We start from the raw sequence: 15,020 nt of genomic DNA, 5'->3' as shown, positions 1-15,020 counted from the left end.
GGCCTCGACCGTGCGGATGCTGAGGCCGAGCTCATAGGCGATGATCTTGTTCGGATGGCCGCACATGATACCGGCAAGCACCTGGCGCTGGCGCCAGGACAGTCGTTCAAGCCCCGCCTGGGCTTCCGGATCGAGGGCGGGGCGGGGCTCGCTCTCGGGCTTGCCGGCGATCCGCTCCAGCGCCTTGTCGATCGACTGGAACAGGCGCTGGTGGAAAGGCTCGTAGAAGCAGCGGGCTTGCAGGCTGTCGGTCAGGCGCTCGTAGGCGGCGTTGTCGTACAGCAGGATCCCGAGCAGCGCCTGCTCGGCTTCCATGTTGTGCGGAGCCACATTGATCACGGGCTCGGGAAGGACCGAGGGAAGCAGGTCGAGCGCTGGTACGAGGGACATCGGAGGAAATTAACGCGGCGGCGATCCGGGCGCGCGGACGACTTGGTTCGGCGACCCAGATGAACGGGGATGTTCTGTGTATGTTTTTAACGGCGCCACGTCAGAAGCGGACGCTTACCCGGGGCGCGTGCGTTTGCACTTTTAATCGCGAAAGGGCGCGGAGATCGCTCTCCGCGCCCAAACGTTTGCGGGCTCAAGCCCTGTGGATAACTACCAGCTGATCGCCAGGCGAGCGTACAGGTAGCGGCCGTTGAAGCCGAACGGCGAGAAGCTGGACCAAGGGTTGCCGCCGCTGGTGTTCAGGTTCGGGGGAACCTGGGCGGGGTACTGGTCGAACAGGTTGTCCGCGCCGACCGAGACGGTGGCGTGCTCGCCGAAGCGGTAGCGGCCTTCCAGGTCCACGATGCCCTGGTTGCCCGTGTACCAGTCGCCGCTGCCGTCGGCGGCGGTGCCGGGCGACAGGACGTTGCCATAGAAGGTGGTGCGCAGGGTGGCTCCCCACTGGTCCTTGCTCCAGTCGCCTTGCAATGAGACCTTGCTGCGCGGCGTGCCCTTTTCGAAGCGCAGAGTGGCCTGGCGGGCGAACAGGGTGACCGGCGTGGGCAGGACCGTGGTGGTCGGGGTGCGCAGGACGTTGAAGTCGTTGACGTTGGCCGCGGCCGTCAGGTCGAACGTGCCGGCCTGTTCATCGACGATCCGATAGCGGGCCACCACGTCCACGCCCTTGGTCTTGGTGTCGACGCCGTTGGTGAAGTAGCGGGCCGCAGAGGCGCCGTAGGGCGCCAGCAGGTCGAAGATCACCCGGGCGTTGGTGCCCGCCGCCGCCGTGGCCGTGCCCGTCAGGGTCTCGGTCAGGACGATGCGGTTGTCGACATCGATCTGGTAAGCGTCGACGGTCAGCTCGAAGGCGCCCTTGTGATAGACCGCGCCGATCGAGAAGTTCTTCGACTTTTCCGGCTCCAGCGGCTTGCCGCCCAGGGCCGTGCCGACCGGGCTCAGCGAGGGATAGGTGCCGGTCTCGAACGGCACCGCCGTCGTCACGCCGCCGACCGTCTGGTTGAGGTACAGGATCGAGGTCGAGGTGAAGTACTGCTGCTGCAGGCTGGGGGCCCGGAAACCGGTCGAGGCCGCGCCACGGATGGCGAAGGCGTCGGTGAAGTCGTAGCGACCTGACAGCTTCCAGCTCGTATTGGTCCCGAAGTCCGAATAGTCCTCGTAGCGCACGGCCGCCGAGCCGGTCAGCTTCTCGGTCAGCTTGCCTTCCAGGTCGAGATAGACACCGACGGCGTCACGATCGACATCGACCGCGTTGCTGGGCGTAAAGCCGGTGAAGCCGCGCGAGCCGAAGTTCAGGGTGGGGGAGACCGTGCCCCGCGCGTACGAAGCCACTTCGCCGGCGTTGATCTTGTAGGTCTCGCGGCGGGCTTCGATGCCGAAGGCGACGTTCAGCGGACCGGCCAGGCCGACCTCGAACTCCTGGCTGGCGTCCAGGCCGAACACCACCTGATCATAGGTCAGGCCGCCGGCCTTGAAGCTGGTCGGGGAACCCGCGCCATACGACGGGTTGATGGTGTTCTTGACCCCGAAGTCGAGGTCGTTCTTGCCGTAGACCAGGTTGGTGTCCAGCTTCCAGCCGGCCAACTCGCCGCGCAGGCCGACGGCGGCGGTGACGTCCTCGGTGTTGGTCGTGATCAGCGGCAGGTAGCCGTTGGGATAGACGCTGGGGATGTTCTGGGCGGCGTCGGTGGGCAGGCGGTAGGTGGCCGAGGCCTCGGCGTCGCGCTGCTGATAGCCATACCAGCCATAGGCCTCCCAGGTCTCGCCGATAGGCTTGCCGGCGTTGGCGTAGAAGCTGACCTGTTCGACGGCGGGATCGCCGAAGCGCGAGGTGACGCGCTGCGGCGTGACGCGGGTGTCGGTGTCGCTGCGGTTAGTGAAGTTGCGGTCGACATACTCGGCCGACAGCGTCAGGAAGCCGTCCGAACCCAGCTTCAAGCCTTGCCAGCCCGAGACCGTCTTGGTCAGGCCGTCGCGGCGCTTCTGCTTCTGGCCGGTCTGCAGGCCGTCGAAGCTGGTGATGTACTTGCCGGTCGTGACCGTGACGCCGCCGCCGTGGTCGGCTTCGCGCAGGCGCAGGTTGACGACGCCGGCAATGGCGTCCGAGCCGTACTGGGCCGCGGCGCCGTCACGCAGCACTTCGATGCGATCCAGGGCGACGGACGGGATGGCGTTCAGGTCGACGGCGGCCGAGCCGCGGCCCACCGAGCCGTTCAGGTTGACCAGCGCCGTGGCGTGGCGGCGCGTGCCGTTGACCAGCACCAGGGTCTGGTCGGGGCCCTGGCCGCGCAGCACGGCCGGGCGGACCGAGTCGGTGCCGTCGGTGTTGGACGGACGGGGGAAGTTGATCGACGGAACCGTAGCGGCCAGGGCGGTGGCCAGTTCGGTGCTGCCGCGCTGCTGCAGCGTCTTGGCGGTGACGACGTCGACCGGGGCCAGGGTGTCCAGGCGCGAGCGGCCGGCGGTGCGGGTGCCGGTGACGACGATCTCTTCGACATTGGTATTGTCGTCGGCAGGCGCGACGGTTTGGGCGTGGGCCGTAGCGGCGAAGGCCGTCAGCGAGGCGGCCGCCAGCAGGAAGCTTCTGTAACGCATTGAGATATCCCCTCTCATTTTCTGTCGGGGATGCCGGCCATTCGGCCTTACGCCCCCGAAGGGGTTTCAACCCCTACCGCGAACATGGGATTTGACACTTCTGCGAACAAGCTAAGCATTTCTGGAGCAAAGTGCAGAAAAAAACGGCGCGGATTGCTCCGCGCCGTTTCTCGATAAAACCAGTTCCCCGGAAGGGATTAGGCTTCGTAGTGGTCGCCTTCGAACGAACCGGCGCCGCCTTCGGCCATGTCTTGGGCGGCTTCGGCTTCAGCAGCGCGATCTTCTTCGAATTGCGAGGCGATGACGTTTTCGCCGCGCGCTTGACGCTCGGCTTCGTCGGCGCTGCGCGCGATGTTGAGGGTGACCGTGACGGTCACTTCAGCGTGCAGCTTCACCTTCACTTCGTGGACGCCCAGCGTCTTGATCGGCTTGTCCAGCACGACCATCGAGCGGTCGACCTTGCCGCCTTCGGCGCGGATGGCGTCAGCCACGTCGCGACCGGCGACCGAACCGTACAGCTGGCCGCTCTCGCCGGCCTGACGGATCAGGACGTATTGCGAGCCGTCCAGCGACTCGCCCGACTTGGCGGCCGTTTCGCGGTTCTTGACGTTGCGGGCTTCGATCTCAGCGCGCTGAGTTTCGAAGGTGGCCAGGTTCGCCTTGGTGGCGCGCAGGGCCTTGCCGCGGGGCAGCAGGTAGTTGCGGGCGAAGCCGTCCTTCACGGTGACTTCGTCACCCAGGACGCCGGTGCCTTCAACGCGTTCGAGCAGAATGACTTTCATCGTGGCGTCTCCCTTACTTCACGACGTAGGGGAGCAGAGCCAGGAAGCGGGCGCGCTTGATGGCCTTGGCCAGTTCGCGTTGCTTCTTGGCCGACACCGCGGTGATGCGCGACGGAACGATCTTGCCGCGCTCCGAGACGTAACGCTGCAGCAGCTTCACGTCCTTGTAGTCGATCTTCGGCGCGTTGGCGCCCGAGAACGGGCAAACCTTGCGGCGACGGAAGAACGGACGGCGGGCGCCGCCAGCGGCGCCAGCGGCCGGAGCCGCGGCTTCGGGAGCAGTCGTATCGGTCATGATCTATCTCTCCCTTACGCTTGAGCCTGGGGCGCGAAATCTTCGCGCGGGCGCTCGGCGCGGTCCGGACGGTCGCGACGGGCCAGAACCGGCGACAGTTCCAGGTCCAGCTCTTCGACGCGGATCGTCATGAAGCGCAGGACGTCTTCATTGATCAGCAGCTGGCGCTCCATTTCCTTCACGGCCGGCGCCGGGGCGTCGATCGCGAGCAGGGAATAGTGGCCCTTGCGGTTCTTCTTGATGCGGTAGGTGAGGTTGCGAAGGCCCCAGTACTCGATCTTGGCGATGTGGCCGCCATTCTCTTCGATGAGGGTCTTCAGTTGCTCGTTCAGAGCTTCGGCCTGTTGCGGCGAGATGTCCTGCCGCGCGATGACCACGTGTTCGTAGAACGCCATGTTTTCCTTCTTCCGTTGTGGAAGGCGGCGCGGTCGACGACGGAAGTCCGTCGACCACGATGGATCCGGCACGCCGAGCGGGGTAAACCCCGGTCCCGGATGGGTGCGTGCAAGACCGCTCTTCCGTGAGAACGCGCGCTATTACAGAAGATGCGCTTGAAAGGCAAGCCGCATCGGGGTTTGCCGCCCAATCAGGCGTCGCGGCAAACTGTCTGCTAAATGACATTGGGCGGGTTTCATCCCGACGCCGAGTTATGCTAGCACGCGACCATGGGGTTCGGTGCTCGTCTCTCAGTCGCGTTTGTGGCGGTTTTCACCGCCGGGACGGCGCATGCCGAGCTCGTCCAGAAACCCATCACCTCGGTCTCGGCCTATGACGGCCGCTTCACCGGCTATTCGGCGGCCCTGCCGCTGGACCTGTCGACGGACACCGAGAAGGTCGCCCTGACGGTCAAGTCGTCAGGCATGCTGGACAACCCGACCTACGACTTCGACCTGAACCTGTCGAAGAAGCCCGACGCCGACCGCGTCGACGAGCGCTCGATGGCCCTGGGCGCGTCGTGGAACCAGAACGAGGCCCGCCTGCGCTCGTCGATGTCGAGGATGTTCGGCTTTGGCCTGTTGCCGCGCGCCAACTATGTGCGCGTGTCGATGGACATGGACGCCAGCCAGGCCATCGCCGTGCCGGGGAAGATCCCGGTGGCCCGCGCCAATATCCGCTCGTCCCTGACCCTGGACGGCCGTCCGGTCGGCTCGATCGCCTTCGGCGGCGGTTCGCAGGGCGAAGAGGGCGTCGACCTCAGCGTCATGCGCCCGTTCGAAATCCCCGCCGAGCTGACCATCAGCGTGCGGGGCGTCAACAACCAGCGCGAGGCCTGGCGGCTGCAGGACGCCCGCGCCATGGTCAAGCTGGTGAAGATCGGCTGGTAGCCTCCATCTGGCGGCTCTTCTTGGCCGTCACGGCCGCGAAGCGTTTCAGATACTCCGGGTGCTCGGTGCCCATCAGCTTGTCCCACCAGGTGAAATAGAGCCCGTAGTTCCAGCCGGCCTGCGCGTGGTGCAGGTCGTGATGGGTCACTGTCGTCAGGAACGGGATCAGCGGCCGGCCGTCCTTCCGGGCGGGAAACAGCTCGTAGCCCGAGTGGCCGATGGTGTTGCGAACGATCTGGTGCAGCATGAACAGGCCCACCACCGGCCATTGGGTCGGGACCAGGATCATCCACAGTGGCACGAACACGCCGTTGATGAAGGCCTCGCCCAGGTCGAAGCTGTAGGCCGTGAACGGCGAAGGATTGTTCGACCGATGATGCCGCCGGTGGAAGCGCCGGAACAGCCGCCGGTCGTGGATCAGGCGATGGGTCCAGTAGAACCAGGCGTCGTGAGCCAGAACCATCAGGATCAAGCTGGTCCAGAACCACACCGGACCCCAGCTCTTGGCGATGTAAGGCCCTTGCAGCCAGCCGGCGCGGAACAGGCCAAAGGTCAGCAGACCCAGGGTCGAGAAGATCATGATCGAGCGGATCGAGGTCGCGAACTCGATCAGCAACTGGCGCGCGGCCGGGCGGCTGTCGCGGATCTTGCGGCCGGCGAGGGGGAGCGCCAGCACGACCCACAACGCCAGCCAGACGCTGACTGAAAAGACCACATAGCGGGTAACGTCGACCTGCATGGAGGCCAGCCAGTTGCGGGCGAAGGGGAGGAGGGCGTCGAGCATTGGAAGCTCCTGGCGTTGAGAGACGCCGCCAGGGAAGCGATCGGCCTTGAAGGCGTCTCGCCGATCGCGAAATCAGGCCCGCTTGTCGCCTTTCGGCGCGCCTTCGCGGGTTTCGACCAGCCGCAGATGCGGGTGTGAGGGCGTGGCGTCCTGGCGCCAGGCGGTCGGGGTGACGCCGGTGGCGGCGCGGAAGGCGCGGTTGAACGGCCCCAGTGAGGCGAAGCCCAGTTCGTAGGCGATGGTCGAGACCGACTTCAGCGCCTGTTCGGGATCGGAGAGCGCGACCCTGGCCGCCTCGATCCGCCGGCCGTTGACGTAGTCGGCGAAGTTGCGATGACCCAGCGTGCCGTTGATCAGCTTGCGCAGGCGGTGCTCGGGCGCGCCGACCAGGGCGGCCAGGGTTCCGATCGACAGGTCCTCGCCACGCCACACCTCGTTCTCGTTCATGGCCTTGTCCAGACGGGCGAGGACCAGGCGGTCGGCGGGGGTCAGGTCCAGGCTCTCGACGGGCTTGGGCGTCGGGGCTTCGCCGGCGACGGGCGCGGCTTGAACCAGCACCGGCTCGGCGCGCAGAAGGGCCAGGGCCGAGCCGACGCCGAGGGCCGCCAGGGCCAGGGCCTGGATCAGGCTGGGCAGGACGGGGCCGTGCCGGAAGCCGAAGTCGCAGAGGGTCTGGATGAACATGTAGCCCGCGGCGGCCACGGCCATGGGCGCGCGCAGGCGCCGGCGGCGCTCGACCAGATCGCTGCGCCAGCCGCGCCAGGCCATGACCAGAATATGGACATGGATCACGATGGAGGTGGCGGCGAACAGCCACCAGATGGCCGCGCGAGGAGGGATGTCGGGCAGGAAGGCCCCGCCTAGCCATTGGACGAACACGCCGGCGGGGATGGCGAAGCGCCAGGGCGGGATCTTCGCCTCGTCCTCGAACAGCACGGCGCAGAACAGCCAGAAGACGGCCGCCGCCATCGCGCTCAGCATCCAGGTCGCGACGCTGAAGTGGCGATGTTCGGAATAGTAGAGCTGGGTCTCGATCGCGTGCGAGATCGCGCAGGCCATGACCAGCACGCCGATCCAGCGCGCCGCCGTCATCGCTCGGCTGGCGGCCAGAGACACGCCGGTGGCGGCGAAGGCGCCGATGGCGACGGCCCGGAGGGCGAGTTCGAGTTGGGCGGGGTCAGTCATGCGCCCATCCTGCGCCAGCGCGCGCGAGCCTCAACTCGCGCGACTGGCCGGAACCGCAAAAGGCTCGCTTACTTCTTCTTGTAGGCCTTCACCGCGTCCATCGTCTGGGTGACGTGGCCAGCGAAGTTGCCGTCGGTGTAGCTCATCAGGATCTTGCCGTTCGGGGCGATCACGTACGAGGTGCGGTTCGACCACTCTGGCTTCTGCGACAGCACCACGTCGTACTTCTTGACCAGGGCGCCATCAGCGGCGGCGACCGCGAACTTGTCGCGGCAGTGCTCCTTGGAGAAGTCCTTGATGCGGTCGACATTGCCGGCCGTGACGCCGATCACCGTGGCGCCCAGCTTCTCGAACTCGGGCGTGGCCTCGGCGAACTCGTGGGCCTCGGCGGTGCAGCCGGCGGTGTAGGCGGCGGGGAAGAAGTACAGCACCACCGGGCCCTTCTTCAGGGCCTTGGACAGCTTGAAGTCGAAGTCCTTGCCGGCCAGGGCGGCCTTGGCGTCGAAGTCGGGCGCCTTGTCGCCGACCTTTAGGGCGGCCAGGGCGGGGGAAGCGGTCAGCAGGGCGACGGCGCCGAGGCCGGCGATCAGGCGTTTCATGGGGAGGCTCCAAACGTCCGGCGGCGGCTCCGCAGCCGGGGCGGTGGCAATTTGAACTTCACGGTGCGGATTGCAAGACAGCTTGAGGTCTAGGGGCTCCAACGCCGTCGCACTTGCCGGGGAGGGGGCTTTCCCCTAACCCTCCCGGCCTTGAATCTACAAAAGACGGAGCGGGCCATCATGAGCATCGCCTTCATTTTCCCGGGACAAGGCAGTCAGTCGGCCGGCATGGGCGTCGACCTGGCCGAGGCCTTCGCTAGCGCTCGCGAGGTCTTCCAGGAAGTCGACGACGCCCTGGGCCAGAAGCTCTTCGCCTTGATGAAGGAAGGTCCCGAAGGCGACCTGACCCTGACCGAGAACGCCCAGCCGGCCCTGATGGCCGTCTCGCTGGCCGTGACCCATACGCTGGAGAAGGAATTCGGCGTCGGGATCGACAAGGCCGCCTTCGTCGCCGGTCACAGCCTGGGTGAATATTCGGCCCTGGCCGCCGCCGGCGCCATCAGCCTGGCCGACACCGCGCGCCTCCTGAAGCTGCGCGGCCAGGCCATGCAGCGCGCCGTGCCGGTGGGCGAGGGCGCCATGGCCTCGCTGATCGGCCCCAAGACCGATCTGGCCCTGGCCGAAGCCGCCGCCCTGGCGGGCTCGGAAGTCGGTGTCTGCGTGGTGGCCAACGACAACAACAACGGCAATGTCGTGATCTCGGGCGCCAAGGCCGCGGTCGACAAGGCCATCGAGAAGGCCAAGGAGCTGGGCGCGCGGGCCATTCCGCTGAACGTCTCGGCCCCGTTCCACTGCCCGCTGATGCAGCCTGCCGCCGACGAGATGGCCGAGGCCCTGGGCCGCACGACCATCATCGCCCCGCGCACGCCGCTGGTTGCCAACATCACCGCCGCGCCGGTCCACGACCCGGACGTCATCCGTAAGCTGCTGGTCGAGCAGGTCACCGGCCGCGTCCGCTGGCGCGAGAGCATGACCTGGCTGGCCACGGACGGCGGCGTCACGCGTTTCGCCGAAGCCGGCGCCGGCAAGGTGCTGTCGGGCATGGCCAAGCGCATCGCCCCGGACGCCGAGGCGACCCCGCTGAACACGCCTGCTGATCTCGAAGCCTTCGCGGCCTCGCTCTAACTCGAAGGAAGACCGATCACATGTTCGATCTGACCGGCAAGACCGCTCTCGTCACCGGCGCCACGGGCGGCATCGGCGGCGCCATCGCCAAGGCCCTGCATGCGCAAGGCGCCCATGTCGTCCTCTCGGGCACCCGCGAATCGGCTCTCCAGGAGCTGGCCGCCCAGTTCGGCGAGCGCGTCTCGTTCGTGGCCGCGAATCTCTCGGACAGCGAAGCCGTCGACGGCCTGGTCGCCAAGGCCGAGGAAGCCGCCGGCGCGCCGCTGGACATCGTCATCGCCAATGCCGGCGTCACCCGCGACGGCCTGATCGTCCGCATGAAGGACGAGGACTGGGACACCGTCATCAAGGTGAACCTGGAAGGCTATTTCCGCCTGGCCCGCGCGGCCGCCAAGGGCATGATGAAGCGCCGCGCCGGCCGCATCATCGGCATCACCTCGGTGGTGGGCGTGACCGGCAACCCCGGCCAGACCAACTATGCGGCCTCCAAGGCCGGCATGATTGGTTTTTCCAAGGCCCTGGCCCAGGAACTGGCCAGCCGTGGCGTGACGGTCAACTGCGTGGCGCCCGGCTTCATCGCCAGCCCGATGACCGACGCCCTGAACGACACCCAGAAGGCCGGCATCCTGTCGACGATTCCCGCCGGCAAGCTAGGCGAGGGGAGCGATATCGCCGCGGCGTGCGTTTTCCTGGCTAGCGATCAGGCAGGCTACGTCACCGGCCAGACCTTGCACGTCAACGGCGGCATGGCCATGATCTAAAACCGCTGTTCCTTACTCGGTCTGCCGCTAGCAAGCCGAAAAGGAACGTGATAGGCGGTGCCCGACAATTCCTGCGAATAGCGTGGTTTGGCTTCGCTGTTCATGGGCCGAAATTTCAAACGAGGGACTAAACAGAATGTCCGACATTCTCGAGCGCGTGCGTAAGATCGTCATCGAACACCTGGATGCCGATCCCGAGAAGGTCACCGAGAAGGCTTCCTTCATCGACGACCTGGGCGCCGACAGCCTCGACAACGTCGAGCTGGTGATGGCGTTCGAAGAAGAGTTCGACATCGAAATCCCGGACGACGCCGCCGAGCACATCCAGACGGTTGGCGACGCCGTGAAGTTCATCACGGAAAAGACCGCCTAAGTTAGGCGTCGAGTTCGCTAGTCGAACCTGACCATTTCCGCCGCGTCGCACGGGCTCTTGCCATCGTGCGCGCGGCGGTTTTCGTTTGAGGCCAAGATTCGCGAGTGGCGTGGAGCCGGGGTCCTCCCCACATCCCGCGTCCCGCATCGAAGGTTTGGGAGTGATCCATGCGTAGAGTCGTTGTCACGGGTATCGGCCTGCTGACCCCTCTGGGCCACGGCGTTGACGTCACCTGGAAGAACATTCTGGCCGGCAAGTCCGGCGCCAACCGCATCACGGCCTTCGATCCGACCGACTATGCCTGCAAGGTCGCCTGCGAGGTTCCGCGCGTCGATGGACGCGGCGGCGGCGGCCCGGACGTTGAAGGCAGCTTCGACCCCGACCAGACCATGAGCCCGCGCGACCAGAAGCGCGTGGACGACTTCATTCTGTACGGCATCGCCGCCGCGGACGAAGCCATCAAGGATTCGGGTTGGGTTCCGGAGACCGACGAGGACAAGTGGCGCACGGGCGTCATCCTTGGCTCGGGCATCGGCGGCCTGTCGACGATCGCCGACACCGCCATCGAGCTGGAAGAGAAGGGCCCGCGCCGCGTCAGCCCGTTCTTCATCTCTTCGGCCCTGATCAACCTGATCTCGGGTCAGGTCTCGATCAAGTACGGCTTCAAGGGCCCGAACCACGCGGTCGTCACGGCCTGCGCCACCGGCGCCCACGCCATCGGCGACGCCATGCGCCTGATCAAGTACGGCGACGCCGACGTGATGGTGGCCGGCGGCGCCGAAGCGGCCGTCTGCAAGGTCGGCATCGCCGGCTTCATCGCCTGCCGCGCTGTCTCGACCGACTGGAACGACACCCCGGAAAAGGCCTCGCGTCCGTATGACAAGGACCGCGACGGCTTCGTGATGGGCGAGGGCGCCGGCGCCCTGGTCCTGGAAGAGTACGAGCACGCCAAGGCGCGCGGCGCCAAGATCTACGCCGAAGTGGTGGGTTACGGCCTGTCGGGCGACGCCCACCACATCACCGCCCCGTCGGAAGACGGCGAAGGCGGCGGCCGCGCCCTGGCGGCGGCGATGAAGGACGCGGGCCTGAAGCCCTCGGACATCGACTACGTCAACGCCCACGGCACCTCGACCATGGCCGATGGCCTGGAAGCCGGCGCCGTCGAGCGCTTCCTGGGCGATCACGCCAAGAACGTCGTCATGTCCTCGACCAAGTCGATGACCGGCCACCTGCTTGGCGCCGCTGGCGCGATCGAGGGGATCTTCTCGATCTTGGCGATCCGCGACCAGATCGCCCCGCCGACGATCAACCTCGACAATCCGGACGTGAACGTCGCCATGAACCTGGCGCCGAACAAGGCCGTGCCGATGAAGATCGACGTGGCCGTGTCCAACAGCTTCGGCTTCGGCGGCACCAACGCCACCGTCGTGTTCAAGAAGGTCTCGTGAGCAAGAAGCCGTCGCCCCCCCGCAAAGCGCCCGCGCGCTCCGGCCGCCGGGAAACCGCCTCGGTGGGGCGACGGCTGATCCGCGCCCTGTTCGGCGCCTTTACGACCCTGGTCGTCATCGGGATGGTCGCCATCCTGGGCGCGGCCTTCGTCTATAACGGTCCAGGTCCCGCCGCGAAGGCCGGCGACAAGACGACCGTCATCCTTCGCAAGGGCGCCAGCCTGCCCGAGATCGCCTCCAGCCTGGAGCAGGGCGGGGTGATCCGGTCGGAGTCGATCTTCATGACCGCCGCCAAGCTGACGGGCGCGGCGCGCACCCTGAAGGCCGGCGAGTACGAGTTCGCCGACCGCGCCTCGATGGCCCAGGTGCTGGACGCCATCCGCCACGGCCGCATCGTGCGCCATTGGATCACCATTCCCGAGGGCCGCACCTCGGAGATGGTCATGGACATCCTCAACGCCTCGGACGTGCTGGTCGGCAGCGCCGCGACCCCGCCGGAGGGCGCCATCCTGCCCGAGACCTACGAGGTCCAGCGCGGCGAAGACCGCGCCGCCGTGCTCAAGCGCATGATGGATGACCGCGACGACCTGCTGAACAAGCTGTGGGCCAACCGCCAGGAAGGCCTGCCGTACCAGTCGAAGGAAGAGGCCGTGATCATGGCCTCGATCGTCGAGAAGGAGACGGGCGTGAAGGGCGAGCGTCCGCAGGTGGCGGCCGTGTTCGTCAACCGCCTGCGCACCGGCATGCGCCTGGATACCGATCCGACCGTGATCTACGGCATTACCCGCGGTCGTCCGCTGGGCCGTGGCCTGCGCCGGTCGGAGCTGGACGCGTTCACGCCGTACAACACTTACAAGATCACCGGCCTGCCGCCGACGCCGATCGCCAATCCGGGCCGCGCGGCCCTGTCGGCGGCCCTGAACCCGGCCAAGACCAACGACCTCTATTTCGTCGCCGACGGCACGGGCGGCCACGTGTTCGCCTCGACCCTGGAGCAGCACAACGCCAATGTCGCCAAGTGGCGCCAGATCGAGCGCAGCCGCGCCGGTGACGACAGCGTTCCCGTCGTGCCGGCCAAGCCGGCGGCGGGGAACTAGGGCCATGCCGATCTCGGGGATGACGGGCTTCGCCCGGGTCGAGGGCGCTCACGGGGCCTGGACCTGGGCGGTCGAGGCGCGCAGCGTCAACGGCCGCAACCTCGAGACCCGCTTCCGTGGCCCGCCAGGCTTCGAGAGCTTGGAACGCGCTGCCCGCGAGGGCTCGCAGGGCCGCTTCCAGCGTGGCCAGCTGACCGTCAACGTCCAGGCCAAGCGCGCGGAGACCTCGGGTGAGACCCAGGTCAATGTCGCGACCCTGGAGCGCTATCTGCGGGCCGGCGACCCCTATGTCGCCACCGGCATGGTCGCCAAGCCCACCCTGGACGGCCTGCTGGCCTTGAAGGGCGTCATCGAGGCGCGCGAGGACGAGGACGACGCCGAGACCCGCGCCGCCGTCGAGGCCGCCATGGCCGCGTCGATCGCCCAGGCGCTGGATGGCCTGAAGACCGCCAGGCTGGAGGAGGGCGCGGCGCTCGACCCCGTCCTGAACGGCCTGGTCGACCGCATCGAGGCGCTGACCGCCGACGCCGAACGCGAGGCCTCTGGCCAGCCGGCCGTGCTGAAGGAGCGCTTCGCCCGCCGCATGGCTGAACTGGTCGGCGAGGCCGCCAGCGAAGAACGCATCGTCCAGGAAGCCGCCGCCCAGGCCGTGAAGGCCGACGTCCGCGAAGAGCTGGACCGCCTGGCCAGCCACGTGGTGGCCGCGCGCGGTCTGCTGTCGGGCGAGGGCGCGTCGGGCCGCCGGCTCGACTTCCTCTCCCAGGAATTCATGCGAGAATCCAATACCCTCTGCTCGAAATCGGCCCTGACCGCCCTGACCGCGATCGGTCTGGAACTGAAGGCCGTGATCGAGCAGTTCCGCGAGCAGGTCCAGAACGTTGAATAAGCCCCATCATCCCCATCGCGGTCTTCTGCTGATGGTCGTCGCCCCCTCGGGCGTCGGCAAGACCTCGCTGACCCGCCGCCTGGTGGCCGACCACAACGACCTGCACCTGTCGATCAGCTACACGACGCGTGAGCCGCGTCCGGGCGAGCATCACGGCCGCGACTACCACTTCACGACCCGCGACGAGTTCCAGTCGATGATCGACCAGAACGCCTTCCTCGAGTGGGCCGAGGTCTACGGAAACTTCTACGGCAGCCCCAAGCCGCCGATCATGGCGGCGCTGGAACGGGGCGAGAGCGCGCTGTTCGACATCGACTTCCAGGGGGCCATGAAGGTGCACGCTCAGGCTCAGCAGGACAGCGTGCTGGTCTACATCCTGCCGCCGTCCCTGGCCGAGATGAGCCGCCGCCTGCACGCGCGCAGCCAGGACAGCGAAGAGGTGATCCACCGCCGTCTGTCGCGCGCCAAGGACGAGGTCGCCGCGTGGGAGCAGTTCGACTACGTCATTCTCAATGATGATTTCGACCGCGCCTATGCGGATCTGGCCCACATCTACCATGCCGAACGCCTGAAGCGGGCGCGTAACCCGTGGATCGGCAACCTGGTGGGCGATCTTCTGAAGGAAGAGATCTAGTACCCCAATCCGATTATCCCCGCGAAAGCGGGGACCCAAGCTGACCGTCAGAACTCGCAAGGTCCAACTCGGCTTGGATCCCCGCTTTCGCGGGGATGATCGGTGAGTGGGGTGCTCGGTGTAAGCAGCCCCACCATCCGCGGCGCTTAGAGCGCGCGACGGCCGAAGATCAGGTGGTACAGCGCCAGGATGACGACGGCGCCGATGGTGGCCACCAGCAGGCTGTAGAGGTTGAAACCCGACACGCCGCTGTTGCCGAACTGGTTGAACAGCCAGCCGCCGACGAACGCGCCGACGATGCCGAGCACGATATCCAGCAGCACGCCGCTGCCAGAGCGGTTGACGAGCTTGCTGGCGATGAAGCCGGCGATCAGGCCCAGAAGAAGCCAGGCGAGAATGGACATCGTAGGGACTCCATGAGCGATGGGCCGCCCTGCGCGGCCTTGCCCAATCAAGTCTTGGATGGTCCAGTTAGTTCCCGCGCCGACTATTCGCCGCGCATGCGCTCCTGGACATAGGCGATCAGCTTCTCGGCCGGCGGACGGCCGAACGCGATGAACAGGCCCGAGCCCAGAACGGCTCCGATCAGGAAAGTCAGATCCATCACGCAAATCCCCTACGACGTGGGGAAGCTATTGCAGATGCTTCGTGGCGCAGCCAAGGCGACAAGGGGGCGCTGCGACG

The 15,020-nt window shown here is 66.8% G+C and carries 17 protein-coding genes; 8 read left to right on the top strand and 9 right to left on the bottom strand.

The genetic code is table 11. From position 1 onward, the window contains the following. The 5 genes from J7528_RS21105 to rpsF all read right to left on the bottom strand — a co-directional run. Nucleotides 1–390: DnaB-like helicase N-terminal domain-containing protein (locus J7528_RS21105; protein ID WP_291878572.1), on the bottom strand; the 390-nt coding region annotated here is incomplete at its 3' end. Nucleotides 391–600: 210 nt separating this feature from the next. Further along, nucleotides 601–3,042: a TonB-dependent receptor gene (locus tag J7528_RS21100; RefSeq protein ID WP_291878569.1), complete on the bottom strand. Its 2,442-nt coding sequence runs from the start codon at nt 3,040–3,042 to the stop codon at nt 601–603. A 197-nt stretch (nt 3,043–3,239) separates the two neighbouring features. After that, entirely contained in the window at nt 3,240–3,824 is a 585-nt protein-coding gene (gene rplI, locus J7528_RS21095) for a 50S ribosomal protein L9 (protein ID WP_291878566.1), read from the bottom strand. Between the two features lie 13 nt (nt 3,825–3,837). Continuing rightward, nucleotides 3,838–4,119, bottom strand: a complete 282-nt coding sequence (gene rpsR, locus J7528_RS21090) for a 30S ribosomal protein S18 (protein WP_291878564.1) — start codon at nt 4,117–4,119, stop codon at nt 3,838–3,840. A gap of 14 nt (nt 4,120–4,133) precedes the next feature. Continuing rightward, the gene (rpsF, locus tag J7528_RS21085; protein WP_291878562.1) at nt 4,134–4,514 is read right to left on the bottom strand and encodes a 30S ribosomal protein S6; all 381 of its coding nucleotides are present in this window, start codon (nt 4,512–4,514) and stop codon (nt 4,134–4,136) included. Nucleotides 4,515–4,817: 303 nt separating this feature from the next. On the opposite strand from rpsF, the gene J7528_RS21080 reads away from it, so the two are divergent. Beyond that, on the top strand, nt 4,818–5,444 hold the full coding sequence (locus tag J7528_RS21080; RefSeq protein WP_291878559.1) for a hypothetical protein: 627 nt from the start codon (nt 4,818–4,820) through the stop codon (nt 5,442–5,444). On the opposite strand, the gene J7528_RS21075 is transcribed toward J7528_RS21080, so the two are convergent. The 3 genes from J7528_RS21075 to J7528_RS21065 all read right to left on the bottom strand — a co-directional run bounded on the left by J7528_RS21075 (nt 5,419) and on the right by J7528_RS21065 (nt 8,012). Then, nucleotides 5,419–6,228 (bottom strand): sterol desaturase family protein, encoded by an 810-nt coding sequence (locus J7528_RS21075; RefSeq protein WP_291878557.1) that lies wholly within the window; start codon nt 6,226–6,228, stop codon nt 5,419–5,421. The two genes, J7528_RS21080 and J7528_RS21075, sit on opposite strands and share 26 nt — an antisense overlap. Before the next feature lie 72 nt (nt 6,229–6,300). Further along, a complete protein-coding gene (locus tag J7528_RS21070; RefSeq protein ID WP_291878553.1) occupies nt 6,301–7,413 on the bottom strand; it encodes an AraC family transcriptional regulator in 1,113 nt (370 codons plus the stop codon). Between the two features lie 68 nt (nt 7,414–7,481). Then, nucleotides 7,482–8,012: a peroxiredoxin gene (locus J7528_RS21065; protein WP_291878551.1), complete on the bottom strand. Its 531-nt coding sequence runs from the start codon at nt 8,010–8,012 to the stop codon at nt 7,482–7,484. 180 nt (nt 8,013–8,192) lie between these two features. Between J7528_RS21065 and fabD the strand changes: the two genes are divergently transcribed. The 7 genes from fabD (at nt 8,193) to gmk (ending at nt 14,336) form a co-directional block, all read left to right on the top strand. Continuing rightward, nucleotides 8,193–9,137 carry an ACP S-malonyltransferase gene (fabD, locus tag J7528_RS21060; RefSeq protein ID WP_291878548.1) on the top strand — a complete coding sequence of 315 codons (945 nt, stop codon included), beginning with the start codon at nt 8,193–8,195 and terminating at the stop codon, nt 9,135–9,137. Nucleotides 9,138–9,157: 20 nt separating this feature from the next. Then, nucleotides 9,158–9,898: a 3-oxoacyl-[acyl-carrier-protein] reductase gene (fabG, locus tag J7528_RS21055; protein ID WP_291878546.1), complete on the top strand. Its 741-nt coding sequence runs from the start codon at nt 9,158–9,160 to the stop codon at nt 9,896–9,898. Between the two features lie 136 nt (nt 9,899–10,034). Beyond that, complete coding sequence (locus J7528_RS21050; RefSeq protein ID WP_004615098.1) at nt 10,035–10,271, top strand: acyl carrier protein; 237 nt, start codon at nt 10,035–10,037, stop codon at nt 10,269–10,271. 167 nt (nt 10,272–10,438) lie between these two features. Beyond that, a complete protein-coding gene (gene fabF, locus J7528_RS21045) occupies nt 10,439–11,719 on the top strand; it encodes a beta-ketoacyl-ACP synthase II (protein WP_291878544.1) in 1,281 nt (426 codons plus the stop codon). After that, a complete protein-coding gene (gene mltG / locus J7528_RS21040; RefSeq protein ID WP_291878542.1) occupies nt 11,716–12,816 on the top strand; it encodes an endolytic transglycosylase MltG in 1,101 nt (366 codons plus the stop codon). Before fabF ends, mltG begins: the two co-directional genes overlap by 4 nt. Before the next feature lie 4 nt (nt 12,817–12,820). Next, complete coding sequence (locus J7528_RS21035) at nt 12,821–13,702, top strand: YicC/YloC family endoribonuclease (protein WP_291878540.1); 882 nt, start codon at nt 12,821–12,823, stop codon at nt 13,700–13,702. Next, complete coding sequence (gene gmk, locus J7528_RS21030) at nt 13,695–14,336, top strand: guanylate kinase (RefSeq protein WP_291878539.1); 642 nt, start codon at nt 13,695–13,697, stop codon at nt 14,334–14,336. Before J7528_RS21035 ends, gmk begins: the two co-directional genes overlap by 8 nt. A gap of 146 nt (nt 14,337–14,482) precedes the next feature. Here the strand turns inward: gmk and J7528_RS21025 are convergent, their stop codons facing one another. Continuing rightward, nucleotides 14,483–14,740, bottom strand: coding sequence for a GlsB/YeaQ/YmgE family stress response membrane protein (locus J7528_RS21025; RefSeq protein WP_291878538.1), 258 nt, complete (start codon nt 14,738–14,740; stop codon nt 14,483–14,485). Between the last annotated feature and the right edge of the window lie 280 nt (nt 14,741–15,020).

This window comes from Caulobacter sp. (assembly GCF_017744445.1).
Lineage (GTDB): Bacteria > Pseudomonadota > Alphaproteobacteria > Caulobacterales > Caulobacteraceae > Caulobacter.
Note: the sequence above shows the minus strand (reverse complement) of the source record. Positions and strands in the feature narration are given on the sequence as shown.

What these genes read in the sequence shown, in the direction of transcription:
- J7528_RS21100 (WP_291878569.1), bottom strand. Translation starts at nt 3,042, where the DNA reads ATGCGTTACAGAAGCTTCCTGCTGGCGGCCGCCTCGCTGACGGCCTTC.
- rplI (WP_291878566.1), bottom strand. Translation starts at nt 3,824, where the DNA reads ATGAAAGTCATTCTGCTCGAACGCGTTGAAGGCACCGGCGTCCTGGGT.
- rpsR (WP_291878564.1), bottom strand. Translation starts at nt 4,119, where the DNA reads ATGACCGATACGACTGCTCCCGAAGCCGCGGCTCCGGCCGCTGGCGCC.
- rpsF (WP_291878562.1), bottom strand. Translation starts at nt 4,514, where the DNA reads ATGGCGTTCTACGAACACGTGGTCATCGCGCGGCAGGACATCTCGCCG.
- J7528_RS21075 (WP_291878557.1), bottom strand. Translation starts at nt 6,228, where the DNA reads ATGCTCGACGCCCTCCTCCCCTTCGCCCGCAACTGGCTGGCCTCCATG.
- J7528_RS21070 (WP_291878553.1), bottom strand. Translation starts at nt 7,413, where the DNA reads ATGACTGACCCCGCCCAACTCGAACTCGCCCTCCGGGCCGTCGCCATC.
- J7528_RS21065 (WP_291878551.1), bottom strand. Translation starts at nt 8,012, where the DNA reads ATGAAACGCCTGATCGCCGGCCTCGGCGCCGTCGCCCTGCTGACCGCT.
- fabD (WP_291878548.1), top strand. Translation starts at nt 8,193, where the DNA reads ATGAGCATCGCCTTCATTTTCCCGGGACAAGGCAGTCAGTCGGCCGGC.
- fabG (WP_291878546.1), top strand. Translation starts at nt 9,158, where the DNA reads ATGTTCGATCTGACCGGCAAGACCGCTCTCGTCACCGGCGCCACGGGC.
- J7528_RS21050 (WP_004615098.1), top strand. Translation starts at nt 10,035, where the DNA reads ATGTCCGACATTCTCGAGCGCGTGCGTAAGATCGTCATCGAACACCTG.
- fabF (WP_291878544.1), top strand. Translation starts at nt 10,439, where the DNA reads ATGCGTAGAGTCGTTGTCACGGGTATCGGCCTGCTGACCCCTCTGGGC.
- J7528_RS21035 (WP_291878540.1), top strand. Translation starts at nt 12,821, where the DNA reads ATGCCGATCTCGGGGATGACGGGCTTCGCCCGGGTCGAGGGCGCTCAC.
- J7528_RS21025 (WP_291878538.1), bottom strand. Translation starts at nt 14,740, where the DNA reads ATGTCCATTCTCGCCTGGCTTCTTCTGGGCCTGATCGCCGGCTTCATC.